The 15,443-nt window shown below is 70.3% G+C and carries 23 protein-coding genes; 19 read left to right on the plus strand and 4 right to left on the minus strand.

The genetic code is table 11. From position 1 onward, the window contains the following. The first annotated feature begins 1 nt into the window (after position 1). The gene (locus ABTZ99_RS13395; RefSeq protein ID WP_498777194.1) at positions 2–841 is read left to right on the plus strand and encodes a shikimate dehydrogenase; all 840 of its coding nucleotides are present in this window, start codon (positions 2–4) and stop codon (positions 839–841) included. Positions 842–1,023: 182 nt separating this feature from the next. Here ABTZ99_RS13395 and ABTZ99_RS13400 read toward each other — a convergent pair whose 3' ends face one another. The 3 genes from ABTZ99_RS13400 to ABTZ99_RS13410 are packed head-to-tail and all read right to left on the minus strand — an operon-like array spanning position 1,024 to position 3,395. After that, positions 1,024–1,293 (minus strand): HPr family phosphocarrier protein, encoded by a 270-nt coding sequence (locus tag ABTZ99_RS13400; RefSeq protein ID WP_230569215.1) that lies wholly within the window; start codon positions 1,291–1,293, stop codon positions 1,024–1,026. Positions 1,294–1,323: 30 nt separating this feature from the next. Further along, positions 1,324–2,628: a PTS transporter subunit EIIC gene (locus tag ABTZ99_RS13405; RefSeq protein WP_498779880.1), complete on the minus strand. Its 1,305-nt coding sequence runs from the start codon at positions 2,626–2,628 to the stop codon at positions 1,324–1,326. Then, entirely contained in the window at positions 2,625–3,395 is a 771-nt protein-coding gene (locus ABTZ99_RS13410; protein ID WP_499611189.1) for a GntR family transcriptional regulator, read from the minus strand. The genes ABTZ99_RS13405 and ABTZ99_RS13410 overlap by 4 nt, the downstream gene beginning before the upstream one ends. A gap of 166 nt (positions 3,396–3,561) precedes the next feature. On the opposite strand from ABTZ99_RS13410, the gene ABTZ99_RS13415 reads away from it, so the two are divergent. Both ABTZ99_RS13415 and ABTZ99_RS13420 read left to right on the plus strand, forming a co-directional pair. Further along, a complete protein-coding gene (locus tag ABTZ99_RS13415) occupies positions 3,562–3,798 on the plus strand; it encodes a PTS sugar transporter subunit IIB (protein ID WP_123746555.1) in 237 nt (78 codons plus the stop codon). Next, positions 3,795–4,247: a PTS sugar transporter subunit IIA gene (locus ABTZ99_RS13420; RefSeq protein ID WP_498779876.1), complete on the plus strand. Its 453-nt coding sequence runs from the start codon at positions 3,795–3,797 to the stop codon at positions 4,245–4,247. Before ABTZ99_RS13415 ends, ABTZ99_RS13420 begins: the two co-directional genes overlap by 4 nt. A gap of 426 nt (positions 4,248–4,673) precedes the next feature. On the opposite strand, the gene ABTZ99_RS13425 is transcribed toward ABTZ99_RS13420, so the two are convergent. Then, complete coding sequence (locus ABTZ99_RS13425; protein WP_499611193.1) at positions 4,674–4,883, minus strand: helix-turn-helix domain-containing protein; 210 nt, start codon at positions 4,881–4,883, stop codon at positions 4,674–4,676. A 196-nt stretch (positions 4,884–5,079) separates the two neighbouring features. Here ABTZ99_RS13425 and ABTZ99_RS13430 point away from each other — a divergent pair, with 196 nt between their 5' ends. The 16 genes from ABTZ99_RS13430 (at position 5,080) to ABTZ99_RS13505 (ending at position 15,264) form a co-directional block, all read left to right on the plus strand. Then, complete coding sequence (locus ABTZ99_RS13430; protein WP_499611196.1) at positions 5,080–5,451, plus strand: hypothetical protein; 372 nt, start codon at positions 5,080–5,082, stop codon at positions 5,449–5,451. 127 nt (positions 5,452–5,578) lie between these two features. Beyond that, entirely contained in the window at positions 5,579–5,794 is a 216-nt protein-coding gene (locus tag ABTZ99_RS13435) for a hypothetical protein (RefSeq protein WP_499611199.1), read from the plus strand. Beyond that, the gene (locus ABTZ99_RS13440; protein ID WP_499611202.1) at positions 5,791–5,934 is read left to right on the plus strand and encodes a hypothetical protein; all 144 of its coding nucleotides are present in this window, start codon (positions 5,791–5,793) and stop codon (positions 5,932–5,934) included. The genes ABTZ99_RS13435 and ABTZ99_RS13440 overlap by 4 nt, the downstream gene beginning before the upstream one ends. Then, positions 5,931–6,719 carry a hypothetical protein gene (locus ABTZ99_RS13445; RefSeq protein WP_499611205.1) on the plus strand — a complete coding sequence of 263 codons (789 nt, stop codon included), beginning with the start codon at positions 5,931–5,933 and terminating at the stop codon, positions 6,717–6,719. The genes ABTZ99_RS13440 and ABTZ99_RS13445 overlap by 4 nt, the downstream gene beginning before the upstream one ends. Before the next feature lie 79 nt (positions 6,720–6,798). Next, the gene (locus tag ABTZ99_RS13450; protein ID WP_499611207.1) at positions 6,799–8,928 is read left to right on the plus strand and encodes a P-loop NTPase family protein; all 2,130 of its coding nucleotides are present in this window, start codon (positions 6,799–6,801) and stop codon (positions 8,926–8,928) included. A gap of 14 nt (positions 8,929–8,942) precedes the next feature. Continuing rightward, entirely contained in the window at positions 8,943–9,110 is a 168-nt protein-coding gene (locus tag ABTZ99_RS13455; protein WP_499611209.1) for a hypothetical protein, read from the plus strand. 252 nt (positions 9,111–9,362) lie between these two features. Beyond that, positions 9,363–9,560 carry a helix-turn-helix domain-containing protein gene (locus tag ABTZ99_RS13460; protein WP_499611212.1) on the plus strand — a complete coding sequence of 66 codons (198 nt, stop codon included), beginning with the start codon at positions 9,363–9,365 and terminating at the stop codon, positions 9,558–9,560. Positions 9,561–9,639: 79 nt separating this feature from the next. Further along, on the plus strand, positions 9,640–9,996 hold the full coding sequence (locus ABTZ99_RS13465) for a hypothetical protein (protein WP_499611214.1): 357 nt from the start codon (positions 9,640–9,642) through the stop codon (positions 9,994–9,996). Next, complete coding sequence (locus tag ABTZ99_RS13470) at positions 9,993–10,391, plus strand: DUF2742 domain-containing protein (RefSeq protein ID WP_499611216.1); 399 nt, start codon at positions 9,993–9,995, stop codon at positions 10,389–10,391. The genes ABTZ99_RS13465 and ABTZ99_RS13470 overlap by 4 nt, the downstream gene beginning before the upstream one ends. Continuing rightward, positions 10,388–12,097 (plus strand): AICE element replication initiation protein, encoded by a 1,710-nt coding sequence (locus ABTZ99_RS13475; RefSeq protein ID WP_499611219.1) that lies wholly within the window; start codon positions 10,388–10,390, stop codon positions 12,095–12,097. The genes ABTZ99_RS13470 and ABTZ99_RS13475 overlap by 4 nt, the downstream gene beginning before the upstream one ends. Further along, entirely contained in the window at positions 12,094–12,384 is a 291-nt protein-coding gene (locus ABTZ99_RS13480) for a hypothetical protein (protein ID WP_499611221.1), read from the plus strand. Before ABTZ99_RS13475 ends, ABTZ99_RS13480 begins: the two co-directional genes overlap by 4 nt. Before the next feature lie 384 nt (positions 12,385–12,768). After that, a complete protein-coding gene (locus ABTZ99_RS13485) occupies positions 12,769–13,125 on the plus strand; it encodes a hypothetical protein (RefSeq protein WP_499611223.1) in 357 nt (118 codons plus the stop codon). Beyond that, positions 13,112–13,405, plus strand: a complete 294-nt coding sequence (locus ABTZ99_RS13490) for a hypothetical protein (protein ID WP_499611226.1) — start codon at positions 13,112–13,114, stop codon at positions 13,403–13,405. The genes ABTZ99_RS13485 and ABTZ99_RS13490 overlap by 14 nt, the downstream gene beginning before the upstream one ends. 221 nt (positions 13,406–13,626) lie before the next feature. After that, complete coding sequence (locus ABTZ99_RS13495; protein WP_499611298.1) at positions 13,627–13,896, plus strand: helix-turn-helix domain-containing protein; 270 nt, start codon at positions 13,627–13,629, stop codon at positions 13,894–13,896. Further along, a complete protein-coding gene (locus ABTZ99_RS13500) occupies positions 13,826–14,425 on the plus strand; it encodes a hypothetical protein (RefSeq protein WP_499611228.1) in 600 nt (199 codons plus the stop codon). Before ABTZ99_RS13495 ends, ABTZ99_RS13500 begins: the two co-directional genes overlap by 71 nt. 11 nt (positions 14,426–14,436) lie before the next feature. Beyond that, entirely contained in the window at positions 14,437–15,264 is an 828-nt protein-coding gene (locus ABTZ99_RS13505) for a hypothetical protein (protein WP_499611230.1), read from the plus strand. Positions 15,265–15,443: the final 179 nt, after the last annotated feature.

Below are 15,443 nucleotides of genomic sequence, written 5' to 3' on the forward strand. Positions count from 1 at the left end.
CGTGGTCCGCCGTGCGGCGGTCATCGGCTCGCCGGTGGCCCACTCGTTGTCACCGGTGCTGCACAACGCCGCGTTCGCGGCACTGGGTCTGGCCGACTGGGAGTACACGCGCGTCGAGTGCGTGGCCGAGGAGGTGTCGTCCCTGGTCACGGGCCTGGACTCGGCGTGGGTGGGCTTGTCGGTGACCATGCCGGACAAGCGTGCCGCGCTGGCCGTGGCCACGTCCGCGACGCCCCGGGCCACCCAGGTCGGCGCCGCGAACACCCTGGTGCCGGTCGACGGCGGGTGGCGTGCGGACAACACCGACGTGGACGGCGTCCTCGGCGCGCTGCGCGCCTCGTGCGGCTTCACGTCCGGCTCGCGCGCGGTGCTGCTGGGTGCGGGCGGCACGGCCACCGCGGCCCTGGTGGCGCTGGCGTCCGTCGGCGTCCGCGCGGTCACGCTGGTGGTCCGTTCGGCGAGCCGGGCGGCGGAGGCGGAGTCGTGCGCGTCCCGCCTCGGCCTGGCCCTGGACGTCGTGACCTGGGACGCCGCCGACTTCGCCGCCCTGGCGTCGGCCTCGGACGTCCTGATCAGCACCGTGCCGCCGGAGGCCACCGAGCCGATCGCGGGGGCGCTGGCCGAGGCGCCGTGCGTCCTGGACGTCATCTACCACCCCTGGCCCACCCCGCTGGCCCACGCCGTGGAGAAGCGGGGCCGCACCCTCGCCACCGGCCTCGACATGCTCCTGCACCAGGCCTTCGGCCAGTCGGAGCAGTTCACCGGCCACCCCGCCCCGCGGGAGGCGATGCGCGCCGCCCTCCGCGCCGCCACCGACAACCTCCTCCCGCTGCCGATCTAGCCGACGCGTCCCTCCTCCAAGCGGCCCGAACCGCCCGCGTGACGAACCTTCAGGACCCGCGTGTCCAACGCTTAGGTCCGGCGTGTCTGACCTTCAGGACCCCCGGGTTCCACGCTCGGAACGCCGCCGGGCCCTGCTCGCGCGAGGGTGCGAGCAGGGCCCAGCCGGTCGTGCCGAGGGGATCAGCCCTCGTCGAGGTCGGTGGCGATGATCTCCGCGATCGCCTCCAGCGCGGCGTCCGCGCCTTCGCCGTCCGCGGTCAGGACGACCTCGTCGCCGTGCATCGCGCCGAGCGTCATCAGGCCCAGCACGCTCGCCGCCTCGACCGGTTGGCCGTCGTCCTTGCGGATGGTGACCGTCACCGGTTGCCCGGCCGCCGCCTTCGCCAGCAGTGCGGCAGGGCGCGCGTGCAGTCCGACCTTGCTCGCCACGGTGACCCGTCGCTCAGGCATGACCCGTCCTCTCGTTACTCCGACTCGCCGTCAGGACGCGGTCGCGTCCGACCGGCCTTCCTTGTCACCCTTGGCGGTGGTGGCGGTCTTGTCGCCGTCGACCACGCTCGCGTCGGCCTCGGGGTCCTCGTCCGCGCTGCGGCCCGGAGTCCTCAGGTTCCACTTGGTGATGACGAAGCGGAACAGGAAGTAGTAGATGGCCGCGTAGATCACGCCCAGCACCAGGATCAGCAAGGGCTTGGTCGAGATGTTGAAGTTCAGGGCGTAGTCGATGGCGCCCGCGGAGAACCCGAACCCGCTGTGGATGTCCAGCGCGTTGCTGATCGCCAACGACGTGCCGGTGAGCACCGCGTGGATCACGTACAGCGGCCACGCCACGAACATGAACGCGAACTCGAGCGGTTCGGTCACACCCGTGATGAACGAGGTCAGCGCAGCCGAGCCCATGATGCCCGCGATGACCTTCTTCTGCGCCGGCCGGGCGGTGTGCACGATGGCCAGCGCCGCCGCCGGCAGCGCGAACATGAAGATCGGGAAGAAGCCGGTCATGAACGTGCCCGCGGACGGGTCGCCCGCGAAGAACCGCTGGATGTCGCCGGTCTTGCCCTCGTACTCGCCGAAGACCTGCCACATGAACGTGTTCGGGATGTGGTGCAGGCCCAGCGGGAGCAGCAGGCGGTTGATCGTGCCGTAGACGCCCGCGCCGATGATCGTGCTGCCGGAGATCGCCTCGCCGACCGAGGTCAGGCCCGCGTCGAACCACGGGTAGACCAGTCCCATGACCACCGCGACGGGGATCATCACGCCCGCGACCAGGATCGGCACGAACCGCCGGCCGCCGAAGAAGGCCAGGTAGGCGGGCAGCTTGATGCGGTGGTACTTCTGCCACAGCACCGCGCTGATCAAGCCGACCACGATGCCGGTCAGCACCGAGTAGTTGATCAGCTCCTGCTTGGCGTCGGCCGCCGCGTCCTCCGGCAGCGGCAGCACGAGCGGCGACATCGCCTTGAACACGGCCTCGGTCACCACGAAGCCGACCACGGCGGCCAACGCGGTGGAACCGTCACCGCGCCGGGCGAAGCCGATGGCCACACCGACGGCGAACAGCAGCGGCAGGTTGGCGAACAGGGCGTTGCCCGCCCCGCCGATGACGCCGGCCACCGCGTTCCAGCCCAGCCAGTCCTTGCCGAGGATGTCGTCCTGGCCGAGTCGTAGCAGGAGCGCGGCTACGGGCAGTGCGGCGATCGGCAGCATGAGGCTGCGGCCGAATCGCTGAAGCCCGGCCAGACCCTTGATCTCACGACCGCCGGTCGCCTGTGGGGCGCTGGCGCTCATGGGGTACCTCCCTTGGCGGAGTGGTGTGGGCCGGATTCCGGGACGGTCCGGTCCAATTGCATGGTCACCTGGTAGAGATCGCCCCGGTACCAGGACGTCATGTCCTCGACGGGCCTGCCTCGTGAGCTCGAGACCCGGCGGAAGACGAGCAGCGGGCTGCCCGGCCGGACAGCCAGGAGCTTCGCGGTCTCGGGGTCGGCGCCCTCGGCCCACACGGTCTGGCCCGCGTGGTCGAGCTGGACCCCGTACGTGTCGGCGATGAGGGTGTAGAGCGAGGCCGTGAGGTCGTGCTGGTCGAGGTCCGGCACGACCCGCGGGTTGTACCAGCCCCGTTCGACGGCCAGCGGCACGCCGTCCGCCCGGCGCAGGCGGACGAGCCGGCACGCCGGTTCGTGTGGCAGCAGGCCGAGCGCGGCGGTCGCCTCGGGCGGCGGCGCCTCCTCGGCGCAGGCCAGGACCTCGGTCGCGGGGGTCAGGCCGCGCCGGCGCATGTCGTCGGTGAACGACTCCAGGTACAGCTGGACGTCCATGCGCCGCCGTGCGGTGAACGTGCCGCGGCCCTTCGCCCTGGTGAGCAGGCCCTCGGCGACGAGCTGGCCGACGGCCGCGCGTACTGTGATGCGGGACACACCGTACTGCTCGGCGAGGTCGCGCTCGGACGGGATCGGCGAGCCCGGCGAGAGCTCCTGCTCGGCCATGCGCCGCAGGATGTCGCGCAGCTGGGCGTGCTTGGGCTTGGGCCCGTCGACGATCTCGTTGCGGCTCATGACACCTCCCCGGCGCTCGCGCGTCCATACGGGCATTGGTACTTTCCGGTCTAGACCAGTTGGTGCGGGGAGGATGCTCCGCGCGCCAACCGGGTGTCAACCGCCGTTACGGGACCGTGCCCGAGCGGTGGCACCCTCAGGGCAGGTGTCGAGAGAGGACTTCGAAGTGGCGGACGACAAAGCGGCCGGGATTCTCGCCGCGCTCGGCGGCGCGGACAACATCGTGGAGATCGAGCCGTGCATCACGCGCCTGCGCTGTGAGCTGGAAGACGGTTCCCTGGTGGACGAGAAGGCCTTGAAGGGCTTGGGTGCGCACGGCGTGATGCGTGCGGGCAACGTCGTGCAGGTGGTGGTGGGTCCCGAGGCCGACACGATCGCCAGCGACATCGAGGACCTGCTGTGACGCTGCGCGTGACGAGCCCCGTCGGCGGGCGCGTGGTGCCGTTGGCCGAGGTGCCGGACCCGGTGTTCGCGCAGGCCATGGTCGGTCCGGGGGTGGCGGTCGAGCCGGAGCGGGTGCGTGCGGACGTGGTGTCCCCGGTGGACGGGACCGTGGTGACGCTGCACCCGCACGCGTTCGTCGTGGCCACTTCGGAGGGTGCGGCGGTGTTGGTGCACCTCGGGATCGACACGGTGAAGCGCAAGGGCGAGGGCTTCACGGTGCACGTGGTCAAGGGCGAGGCGGTGCGCGCGGGGCAGCCCGTGGTGACGTGGGACCCGGCGGAGGTGGAGGCGGCGGGTTTCGCGCCGATCTGCCCGGTGATCGCGCTGGACGCGGCCCCCGAGGTGCTGCTGGACCAGGCCGGTGGCGCGGTGGCGGCGGGTGACGCGTTGTTCTCCTGGCAGCGCTGAGTTTCGGCCGGGCGGACGAGTGCGGGTGAATGGACCATTCATGCACCCGCGCTTCCGTGCGCGTTCCGCGCGAACATGAACGTTCGCTGACGTGCACGTCCGTTCGCTAACCCGCGTGTGTGCGCCGCTCAGACCGCGCCGGGTTGCGCACGTAAGTGGAGGGTAAACGCCGGGTGATCTTTACCTCTTCACAGGTTCCAACAGAGAGAAGGTGCAAAACAGCGTCTCCAGCGTCTCCAGCGTCTCCGTCCCTCCGTTTGTGCAGGTCGCACGCATGAGGCGTGGGAGACGCTAGCGTCTCCGCAGCGTCTCCCTCCGACCATAGAACCGGTCGAACCGGACATAACGGGCAGACTTTCGTCGATACGGAGCAAAAGTCAGGCCCCCGACGCCAGGTGCGTCGGGGGCCTCTCGTGCTGTCCACAGCTAGTCGTCACCAGGCGGTTCGACCGCAGCCTGGACGATCCGGCGGACCTGCTGACGGGTGTAGCCGGTCGCCTCGCAGATGTCCTTCTGGGACACGCCGTCCTTCGCAGCCTCGCGGATCGCTACAGCGAGTTCCAGCCGCAGGATCTCGGCTCTCGCCTCAGCTTCCCGGAACCGGCCCGCCATGTGCCCCAGTGATCGCTTGTCCACGGTGCATAGTGTTCCATCGGTACCCATGTGACCTGATGTTACGTACTGCGGCCTTGTTTGCCCAGTATCTAGCCGCTTGACAGGGAACATCATGTTCCCTACGCTGGGTTCCGGCACCAAACGAAAGCGGCCCCCGGCGGTGTTGGAGCACCGACCGAGGGCCTTGATCCCCAACCTGCTGACACAGGAGTGGACCATGCGGAAGCGTACTGCCACCATCAACGTCATCCCCCGGTGCATCGAGGGCTGCGACGGCGCCCACCTGGCGACCCCTGAGAAGGGCCCGGGGAACTGCGAAGCCGTCCGCGTGGTCGGCTGGACCTCGCACGACACCTGCCAAGACCGCGACGCCATGGCGGTGTCCTACCGGCGCGCGGCGGACCCCGCAGACGACGAGGGCGTGCTGTCCTACGTGAACGTCAGCCTGGACACCACCGACGGCACGAACGCCTCCTTCACCGCGGCCGAGGCCCGCAAGCTCGGCGAGATGCTGCTCAAGGCGGCGGACTGGCTGGACTACTACGCCGTCCGTGACGCCGAGGTCGTCTCCTCCTGGTTCGTGGCCTGACCGTGCCGGTTGCCCACCGGCACGCGGTCGGTGGGCTTCACGGGGCGTTTCAGCCCGCAAGCCCGTGCCGCGCCCGTTGACCCCGACCGCGGGCGCGACACGGCCCAACCGACTTGAGGAGATCCCCGTGACGACCAGGAACGCGTTGCGGCGGCTCACGCTGCCCGCCGCGGTCGCCTACGTGCTGGTGACCGTGTTGACCCTGCTGGCCCGGATCGTGGTGTTCGCCGCGGCGCTGGTCGCCGACGTCGCCGAGCGCCTGGCCGACGCCGGGGACACCGCCCGACTCGCGGTGCACACCGCGCCGACCGCGCCGGCCACGACGTACGGCGGTGCCCGGTGAGCGGCCAGCGTGCCCCGTTGCCGGGGGAGAAGTGCTCGTGCGGCGGTGACCCGGTCGTCGTCTACATCGCCGAGGACGGGCACCCGGTGCCCTACTGCGGTGTGCCCGGCGGTACCGGCCCGAACGGTGGTGTCCGGTGACGACCTCGGAACTGGTGTCGCCGGCGCTGCTGCAGCAGTGGGCGCGGGAGGCGTACCGCAAGAGCATCACCCAGGGGCAGCCGCTGAACCGGGCGCAGCTGGCCGAGCAGTTCGACCGGTCCGAGTCGTGGGCCCGTGACCGCATCGCCGAGGTCCGTCGCGAGGACGGGCTGACCGAGGACAGCGGCCCGGACAGCGCCGGTGACACCCCGACTGACAGGGCGACTGACACCCCGCCTGCGGTCGTCGCCGAGCCGGCCCCGGCGCCGGTGGCCGAGGCCGTCGAGGCACCCCCCGTCGACAGGGCTGTCACCCCTGGCATGTCACCCCCGGTCGTTGACACCGCAACCACTGACACCCCCGCCGCCGGGCACCGGGGCGCGCAGTTCGTGGCATGGTTCGGGTTCGCGTTCGGCTCGGTGGTCTCGATCGCCGCGAACTGGTTGGCAGCGTGGCTGCCCGCGGGTGACATGCCGGACAACTGGGCCCCCAGCGTCGCCTCACAGGTCGGCGCGGCGGTGTGGCCGGTTGCGCTGCTGGTGTCCGTCGAGGTCATCTCCCGCACCGCGTGGCGCGACGGCCGGGCATGGATGGCGGTCCGGTTCGGCGGTGTCGCGGTGGTGGCCCTCGGGTCGGGCGTCATCTCCTACGGCCACATCCGGGCGGTACTCGTGAGCTGGGGTTACGACCCGCTCGGGGCCGGTGTCGGCCCGCTGGTGATCGACGGCCTGATGGTCGTGTCCGGATTCGCCCTGCTCGCCATGAGCAGCACCCACAAGCCCTGAAGCCCCAGGTGGGCGGCTACCGGCGTAGGAACCTGGCCGCCCACCTGGTCCCACCTCCCGAAGGAGTGGAGCCGAGATCATGGCACAACCCATGCCCCGCGACGACCGGCCGAGCAACCTGGTTCACCTGCCCGGAGCAGCCGCCGAACCGGTGCGCCAGGTGCTGCACGGCGAGTTGGTGACCGAGGACGAGTACCAGCGGTCACGCGCGCGCCGGGCGGTCGAGGTCGCCCGCGCGAAACTGCCCGCCAAGTGGCAGGACAACGCCGCCGTGGCCGACATGACACGGACTGTCGCCGTCATGCCACTGCGCTACCCCGGTGCCGTTCTGCGCGGTTCGGTGGTCGCGTGCAGGGCGTGGTGGCAGTGGGTCCGGGTGGCCGACTTCTACCAGGCCGCGAAGTCGACTGACACCCTGGCCGCGCGGTGGCAGGACATCGCCGCGGTCCGCAGGCGCCGGGCGTGGCTGAGCCTCACCGGCATGGTCGTGACCGGCCTCGGTGGCACCGTGTGGTGGCTGGTGTCAGGAGGGGTGGCAGTCGTCGCTGTCACCGGTGTCACCACGCTGGCGCTCGCCGCTGTCGGACGCCGCAAGGACGGTTCACCGGGCCGTCAGGCCACGCTCGGCGGCGCCCGGTCGCTGGCCATGCTGATGGACGGCAACAACCTCGTGGAGGCGTTCCGGGCGGCCGGCGCGATCGGCAAGACCGAGGGCCTGCTGATGGTCGAGCGTCCCCGCAACGACGCGACCGGGTGGGCGATGGTGATCGACCTGCCGCCGTCGCGGAAGGCGTCGGACGTGATCGCGAAGCGGGAGGCGTTGGCGTCGGCGCTGGCCGTCGACGAGATGCGGCTCATTCTCGAGCGCGTCCGCGGGGACCAGGGCCACGCCGGGCGGTTGTCGGTGTGGATCGGGCACAGCGACCCCTACGCCCGTCCGCCGGTGGTGTCGGCGCTGGCCGAGGCGTCCGAGTGGGACCTGTGGCGGCCGGTGCCGTTCGGCCGCACCGCCCGCGGCGAGCGGGTCGACTTGCCGGTGGTGTGGACGTCGCTGCTGGTCGGCGCGATTCCGCGGCAGGGCAAGACGTTCGCTGCGCGCATCCCCGTCACCGCGGCGGCACTCGACCCGTACGTGCGCCTCATCGTGGCCGACGGGAAGGGCGGCAAGGACTTCCGGCCGTTCGAGCTGGTCGCGCACCGGTTCATCCCCGACGCCCGGACCGAGTCCGCGCTTCGGTTCGTCGCCGTGTTGGAGGAGACGGCGGCAGCGATGCAGGAGGCCTACACGCGGTTGCGTTCCACTGCGCTCGACGAGGTGGCGCCCGAGGGCAAGGTGACGCCCGAGTTGACCCGCGACCCCAAGCACCGGATGCCGCTGACCGTGATCGCGGTCGACGAGATCCAGAACTATCTGGAGAACGACACCCCGATCGACCCCGACCAGCCCAAGGGGAAGAAGATCGGTCAGCGCATCCTGGACCTGCTGACGTTCATCGCCAAGACCGGGCCGGCCGCCGGCTACTCGCTGGTCCTGGCCACGCAAAAGCCGGACGCGAAGGTACTGCCGGACAAGCTGCGCGGTGTGATCGGTACCCGCTTCGCGTTGAAGGTCATGACCTATCAGGCGTCGGAGACCATCCTGGGCGCGGGCACCTACAAGGCTGGCATGGACGCGTCCAAGCTGCTGACCAGTCACAAGGGCGTTGGCTTGCTGCTCGGCGCGGACGGTGAGACCGCGCTATCCGCCGGTGAGGCCGTGACCCTCGCAACCGACTTCCTGACATTCGCGCAGGTCAAAGCCGCTTGTGAGCGCGGACGTGCGCTGCGGGAGATGGCGGGCACCTTGACCGGCGACGCTGCGGGAGACACCGCGGTCGGTGACCTGCCCGAGGACGTTGCCGAGCTGATCGACCAGGCCGTCGGCAGCGACCAGGCGGGCGAAGCGGTCGACGCCGTGCTGGTGGACGACGTCGAGATGCCCGAGGTCTTGAACTACCTCGTCGACGTCATCGAGCCACACGAGACCGGCCTGGTCGCGGTCGCCGAACTCGCCGACCGCATCGGTTGGGAGCCCAAGCGGTTCGGCGAAGCCCTGCGTGCCGCGCGCGTGGAGCGGCCGACCCCGCCGCGGCAGCGGCTCAACGGCTCGGCGCAACCCGTCGCCGTGGTCGCGTTCGACGCCATCCGGGCTGCTGTGGCCCGCTACTAACCGGAGGTACCGACATGCCCGACAACGACGACATCGTGCACATGGGCAAGCGCAGCTGGTGGGACGGCAGCGCGAAAACCCTGTGCGGCCTGAAGATCGAGAAACCGAACCGGATCCTGTTCCCGCGTGTCTTCGGCCGCAAGGTCTGCCCGGCCTGCGAGGCAGTGAGCAAGGCGCGGTAGCCGCACGGCGCTACTCCATGCGAGCGATTCGCGGAGATAGTTGCAACCGTAAATCACTGCAAGTTCCTTGCGATAAGCGCTTGTGTGCGCATCATGATGTTCGCTCAAAGTACGCACATAAGCGGCGAACCAACAGGCTTGATCGCCGATTCCCGATTCGTGTCCCATGTGGACAGTTGTAAATTTCGCACGGTACGGAAACCATGTGTTTTACCTGGTCACCGCCGCACACGCGACCGAGGAGAAACCGCAATGACCGCCACCACCGCACCAGTTCGCCGCTACCGCGCGAAGGACATCGCCGCTCTCGGATTCCCGCAGAGCACCGTCTACCACTGGATCAACATGGGCGAACTGCAAGCCGTTCGCATCGGCGGCAGCCTGTTCATCCCCAAGGACGAATACGACCGACTCGCCGCCCTGTCGGCCCGCATCACGACCGCAGCCTGACGAACTCCTGCCCGCCGCCGAAAAGCAGGAAGCCGGCCCGCACCACCGGACCGGCTCCCCAAAGCGAAAGGCCACCCTCATGACCCCTCATCACCAGGCCACCAAGTCTAGCCTCAACACGCGGCTCCGCGAACAAGTCTGCGACACCTGCACCACCCGGCCACCGGTCGAGTTGTTCGACTGCCGCCCGTTCGCGCGGATGGTCCTCGGCTCGAACGTCATCGTCCGCTACCTCGACGGATGGGCACTCTGCAGCGCGTGCGCCGGACTGGTCCGGTCCCGCTCTTGGCAGGCCCTCATCACCCGCGTGGTCAACCGGACGCGGCACACGCTCGGCGTCCCCAACGCGGCGATCCGCGCCGAGCTGACCGACCTGTTCAACCACCTCGACCAGCACCTCACCGGCCAGTCCACGCCGCTGGACGGTGCCCAGTGACCGATATCCACCCCGACCTCATCCGACAGTGGGCACAACCCCTGTTCGACCAGGCCGGCGGACAGGCTCCGTGGCCCGGCACGCAGGAGTGGGCCGACTTGCCCGACAACCACCCCGACAAGCACGCGGCCGTCGTCTACGCGGCCCTGATGTGGGCGGTCACCCAGGCTCAACGCGCCGAAGTCCTCGAACACCTCGAGCAGGCCACGGTGAAGCAGACCGCCGAAGTCATGTCCGCGATGTGGCGGGCGCGGCACGCGCTCACCGTGCCCTACGCCGAGCTGCGCCGACGCCGCGCCGTCGTTCCCACCACCCGAACCATCGACCCCGACGCGGTCCGCCGATGGGTCGCCACCGGCCACAGCGAACCACCAGCACAGGAGAACGCCGCATGAGCAAGGCCGCCGACAACGGCGAACGTGGCCCCTCCCAGGCAACCCTCCTGGTCGCCCTCGCACGCAGCCAGTTCGAGTTCTTCATGTCCGAGGACGGCCGCCCGTACGGCGTGAAGCTCGACGGCCCCAACATCGCACTCCCGCTACGCGGCAAGGCCGGCCTGCGCTCCCAGCTCGCCCGCATGTACTCCGACGACAAGGGCTCCGTGCCGTCCCAGTCGGCGCTCGCCGACGCCATGACGGTCCTGGAAGGCATCGCCGCCGCCGCAGAACCACGCGTGCCGCATCTGAGGGTCGCGCAGCACGGTGACGCCGTGGTCATCGACCTCGGCACCTCCGACGGCCGGTGCGTCATCATCGGCCCCGACGGATGGCACCGCGCGTCACGCTCACCGGTGCTGTTCCGCCGATCCGGCGCTATGAAGCCGCTTCCCGACCCGATCCGCGACGGTGACGGTCTCGCCCTGTTGCGCGACCTGCTCAACGTCGGTGAGGACGGGTTCCGGCTCCTGGTCGCCTGGCTGATCGCCGCGTTCATCCCCGACCTGCCCCACCCGATCCTCGCGTTCCGCGGCGAACAGGGCACAGGCAAGTCCAAGGCCGCGCAGATCGTCATCGGCATCATCGACCCATCCGGGGCGCCGAAACGCACCGCACCCCGCGACATCAAGTCCTGGGCAACACAGGCCTTCAACTCATGGGCGCTGTGCCTCGACAACGTGTCCACCGTCCCCGACTGGCTGTCCGACGCCCTGTGCCGCGCAGTCACCGGCGACGGCATCGTGGACCGGGCGCTCTATACCGACGACGACGTGGTGGTCCTGGAGTTCCAACGGGTCCTCGCCATGACCACCATCGACGCCGGCGCACTGGCCGGCGACCTCGCCGAGCGACTGCTGACCATCGAGCTCAACCTCATCCCCGACAGCAAGCGCCGCGAGGAAGCAGAACTTGACGCCGCCTACGCCTACGCGCACGGCGCCATCCTCGCGTCGCTGTTCGACCTCCTCGCCCGCGTGCTGCAGGCCCGTCCCACGGTGACGCTCACCGGACGCCCCCGCATGGCCGACTTCGCCCGCGTGCTGGCCGCCGTCGACGCCGTACAGGGCTGGAACACCGTCGAGTCCTACAAGGCCACTGCCCGCGACGCCGTCGCCGACGTCCTCGACGGTGAGCCATTCGCACAGGCCGTGGTCGAGCTGGTCGACGCCGCCGGACCCGACGGGCTGCGGCTCACTGCTACCGAGCTGCTGGCCAAGATCGGCGAACCGGAGCGGCGCCCGAAGCGCTGGCCAGCCGATGCCACGCGCGCCGGCGGACAGCTCAAGCGCTTGGCCCCAGTGCTGCGAGCCATCGGCATCGAGGTCGACGACTCCGAGCGCGGACACGGCAGTAAGCGGCTGTACCGGCTAACCGCCACCCCCGAACGGCGTAGTGAAGTGGCCCGGTGGTCTATCCGCGCCGCCGCGGGAGACGCTGCGGAGACGCTAGCGTCTCCAGAACTTCAAGCGTCTGACCAGCGCAAACGCGCACATGGAGACGCTGGAGACGCTGGAGACGCTGTTTTGCACCTTCTCTCTGTCGGACGCCCCGACCAAGGCGACCCGCAGCCCTGCGACACCTGCGGCGCCACACCAACCCGACTCGACAGCCGCGGCCGACGCTGCTGCCGCACCCACGCCCGGCACCTCTGGAGCGCCTCATGACCACCCGCACCACCCTCAACCGCACCGCGACCTACCTCGGCGGACCACTCGACGGCCAACAGGTCAGCCGCACCAGCGGCCCCTTCCCCCTCTACCGCGACGATGACGGCAACCCGATGAACCCCCGCGACGGTGACCGCGGACTACTTGCCCACCTGGCGGATGGCGCAGCCAGCTTCTACACGCGCCGCCTGGTCGACGCCGACGCCACCACCGTCACGCACGCCTACGTCCACACCACAGCCCTAATCGGCTGGGCACTCGGCACCGACCAGGTAGCCGCCTGATGACTCGCCGGTCGCGTCAAAGTCACCCCGTGAGCGCTGTACGGCACGCCGCACGAGGAACCAAGCCGAGCACCAACGACACGATCCGCTCCTGGACGTGCCACCCGGCTGCGCGACCGGCACCCACCACCCACCGGGGCCTCCCCTCCTCCCCCCACCCCTCAGGACAGCGGGGAGTTGCTGGGCCTCGCCGTGCGTGGCACCTGAAATCGTTCCGCGCGCGTGCGCGTGCGCGTTGCCCAGCTGGCCGTGGGGGCGGTTTCGGGGGGTGTCTGGGGTGTTGTGACCCCCTGTTCAGGCTCAGGACAGATCAAGGGATTCGTCTACTGAGGACTTGCGAAACCGCAGGTCAGAGGCTTAAAAGCGTTACACGGGAGGCCCGTCGTGGATGACGTGGGAGAGGTTCCGGCGGGGCTGGCCGATGCTGGCCGCGAGTTGTGGTGCTCGATCGCGGAGGAGTTCGAGCTGGCGCCGCACGAACTGGCGGTGTTGGAGCAGGCCGCGCGGGTGGCCGACCAGGTGGCGCTGTTGGACGCGGTGGTCGCGCGTGACGGGGTGCTGTTGGAGCACCCGCAGCGGGGACCGATGACGCATCCGTCGTTGGTGGAGCTGCGCAACCAGCGGACGACGCTGGCGAGGCTGTTGACGGCGTTGCGGTTGCCGGACGACGACGATCAGCGTCCGCAGCGTCGGGGGATCCGCGGGGTGTACCGGCCGAGGGGGGCTCGTGGCGCGGCGTAGGCAGCGGCAGGCGGCGCAGGAGCCGCAGGAGCTGCCCGAGGAGTTGCGGCGTGGTGTCGCGCGGGTTGAGGACTTCGTCACGGTGTCGGAGAAGCCTCCGGACCGCGGCCACCCGGACCCGGCGGGGTGGCGTCGGTTCACGGCGTGGCGTCGCTGGCAGGCCGCGGTCGAGGCGTGGGGGGCCGAGCGTGGTCTTGAGCGGCCGGCGTTGATGGCGGCGCACTACTGGCCGTCGTCGCCGTTGGCGTTCGACGCGGCCCGGACGAGGGGGCGTTGGTGACTCGTCCTCCGGAGGCGTTCGTGCATGGCCTTGGCGGGCCGGTGGTGGTGGTTCCGGGCCGGGTGGCGGCGGTGCTGCTGCGGACGACGTTGGGCCGGTACGCGGCCGAGCATCGTGGCGACGATCCCGAGGTGGATGCGGTCGTGGTGGCGTTGCGGGTGGCTGCCGCGGCGTGGCGTGCGCAGGTGGGTGGGTCCGGTTCCGGACCTTCGCTGTCCCCGGTGGACGGCGCGGGCGCATCGTCGGGTCGGCTCACCACTGTCCAGGCGGCGCGGAGGCTCGGGATCGCGGAACGCAGCGTGCGACGGGCGATCCAAGCGGGTCGGCTGCCGGCCACCCTCCTGGGCAGTCGGTGGGTCTTGGACCCGGACGACGTCGAGCACTTCCGGGCTCGGCGCACAGCACGAGAGGGGGCCGCCCGTGGCCCGTTCAGCAGCGGAGATCCGCAAGGCATTGGATCGGGAGGTCGCCCACATTCGGGGGCTGCGTGACCTGTCCGACGACGGTAAGCGGCGCCGGATCGCGGCGGCGTACGTCAAGGCGAATGACGAGATGGGACAGGCGAAGCGGGAGACGAAGGCCGAGCGCGAGACGCGTGTCGACGAGTTGCGCCGCAAGCTGTTCGGCAACCCGACCGCCGGTGATCCGGCGAGCGCGATCAACTTCCGGGACGCGTTGGAGCGCGCCGAGGGAGTGAAGACAGCCCAGCAGGCCGCGCGGCTGTTGCAGCGGGCGCACGAGACGGGCGACGAGGCGTTGGGCAAGGCCGTCGCCATGCGGGTGTTCGAGCACGCGCCGATGGGCGGTGCCTGGGGTGCCCTGATGACGGAGTGGGCCGAGCTGAACGGCCGCACCGAAGCGCTCGGTGATCTCGCCGAACTCACCACGTCGAGCCCGATGGCGGGCTTGCACCGCAGCTGGGAGCACAAGCTGGCTGTGCCCTCGGAGCTGGGCAGTGGTGCTCACGCGCGGGAGTGGGCGGCCGAGGCGGATGCCGACGGCTCCGACGACGCGGCCTGAACGGAGGGCACATGAGCAAGCTCCACACACGCAATGCGCTTCGGCTGCGCGCGCTGCTGGAGGCAGCGCCCACCCGCCGTTGGACGCTGCCGAGCGCTGTCGCCGACGCCTACCGCACCACCGTGCGCCTGTCCGAAGCGCTCGCCCACCTCGACCAGCCCGTCTACCCGTGGGAAGACCACGTTGAGGCGGCGCTGGCCAGCAAGACGCCCGCGAAGCTCGACGTGTCCGGCCTTGTCGACCACGACCGCGCCGAACGCGAATACCTGGCGCGCGCCGAGGTGCTGACCGCTGCGGCGAAGCGCGCCGACGACACGCTGAGCAAGGCGGTGGACGGCCAGCGGGATCGGATCATCCGCGAGTTCCTGGCGCCCGCCGGCGGGCGGCTGTGGGTCGACATCGTGGCCGCGGTGAATGACCTCGGTGAGGGTCCACCGCCCGGCGCGGGCGCGGACGTGCGTGCCAAGTGGGCGCTGCAGGCCGGTGAGCGGGAACGCGCGGCGTACGCGCGGCTGGACGACGAGACCGGCTTGGCCCGTGAGTACGTCGAGCTGCGCACCGCCTGGTCCATGGTGGTCGGCCCGGATCCTGAGCACGACTACAGCGGCGACCACGCCGAGTTCGAGGCTGGCTTGTGCACGGTGTGGCCGGGTCGCTCCCGCGGCTGGGTATCTGCGCCGACGACACCGCCGTGGCCGGACAACACCCGTGACCGGCTGGTGTGGCTGGTCCGTAACGGGCACGAGCCGTGGTGGCCGACCCGTGCCGAGCAGGACGCGGCGTGGCGCGCGGTACATGGCAACGGCAAGGGGCTCCGGATCTACACGGAGGGCGACTGATGGCAGCGATGACCAGGCAGAACACCCGGAGCTGATCCGCTTCGACAACCACCCTGTCGCCGGAGATCACCCATGGGGTGCAGATGGCGAAGGACTTCGGGTGTGGGCGCGGTACACCCGAAATCGGTGACGGTGACTTCTGAGCTGGTCTGTTCCTACGACGCCACCCGGTTGGCCTT

This window comes from Actinosynnema sp. NPDC002837 (assembly GCF_040295345.1).
In the GTDB taxonomy this organism is placed as follows: Bacteria; Actinomycetota; Actinomycetes; order Mycobacteriales; family Pseudonocardiaceae; genus Actinosynnema.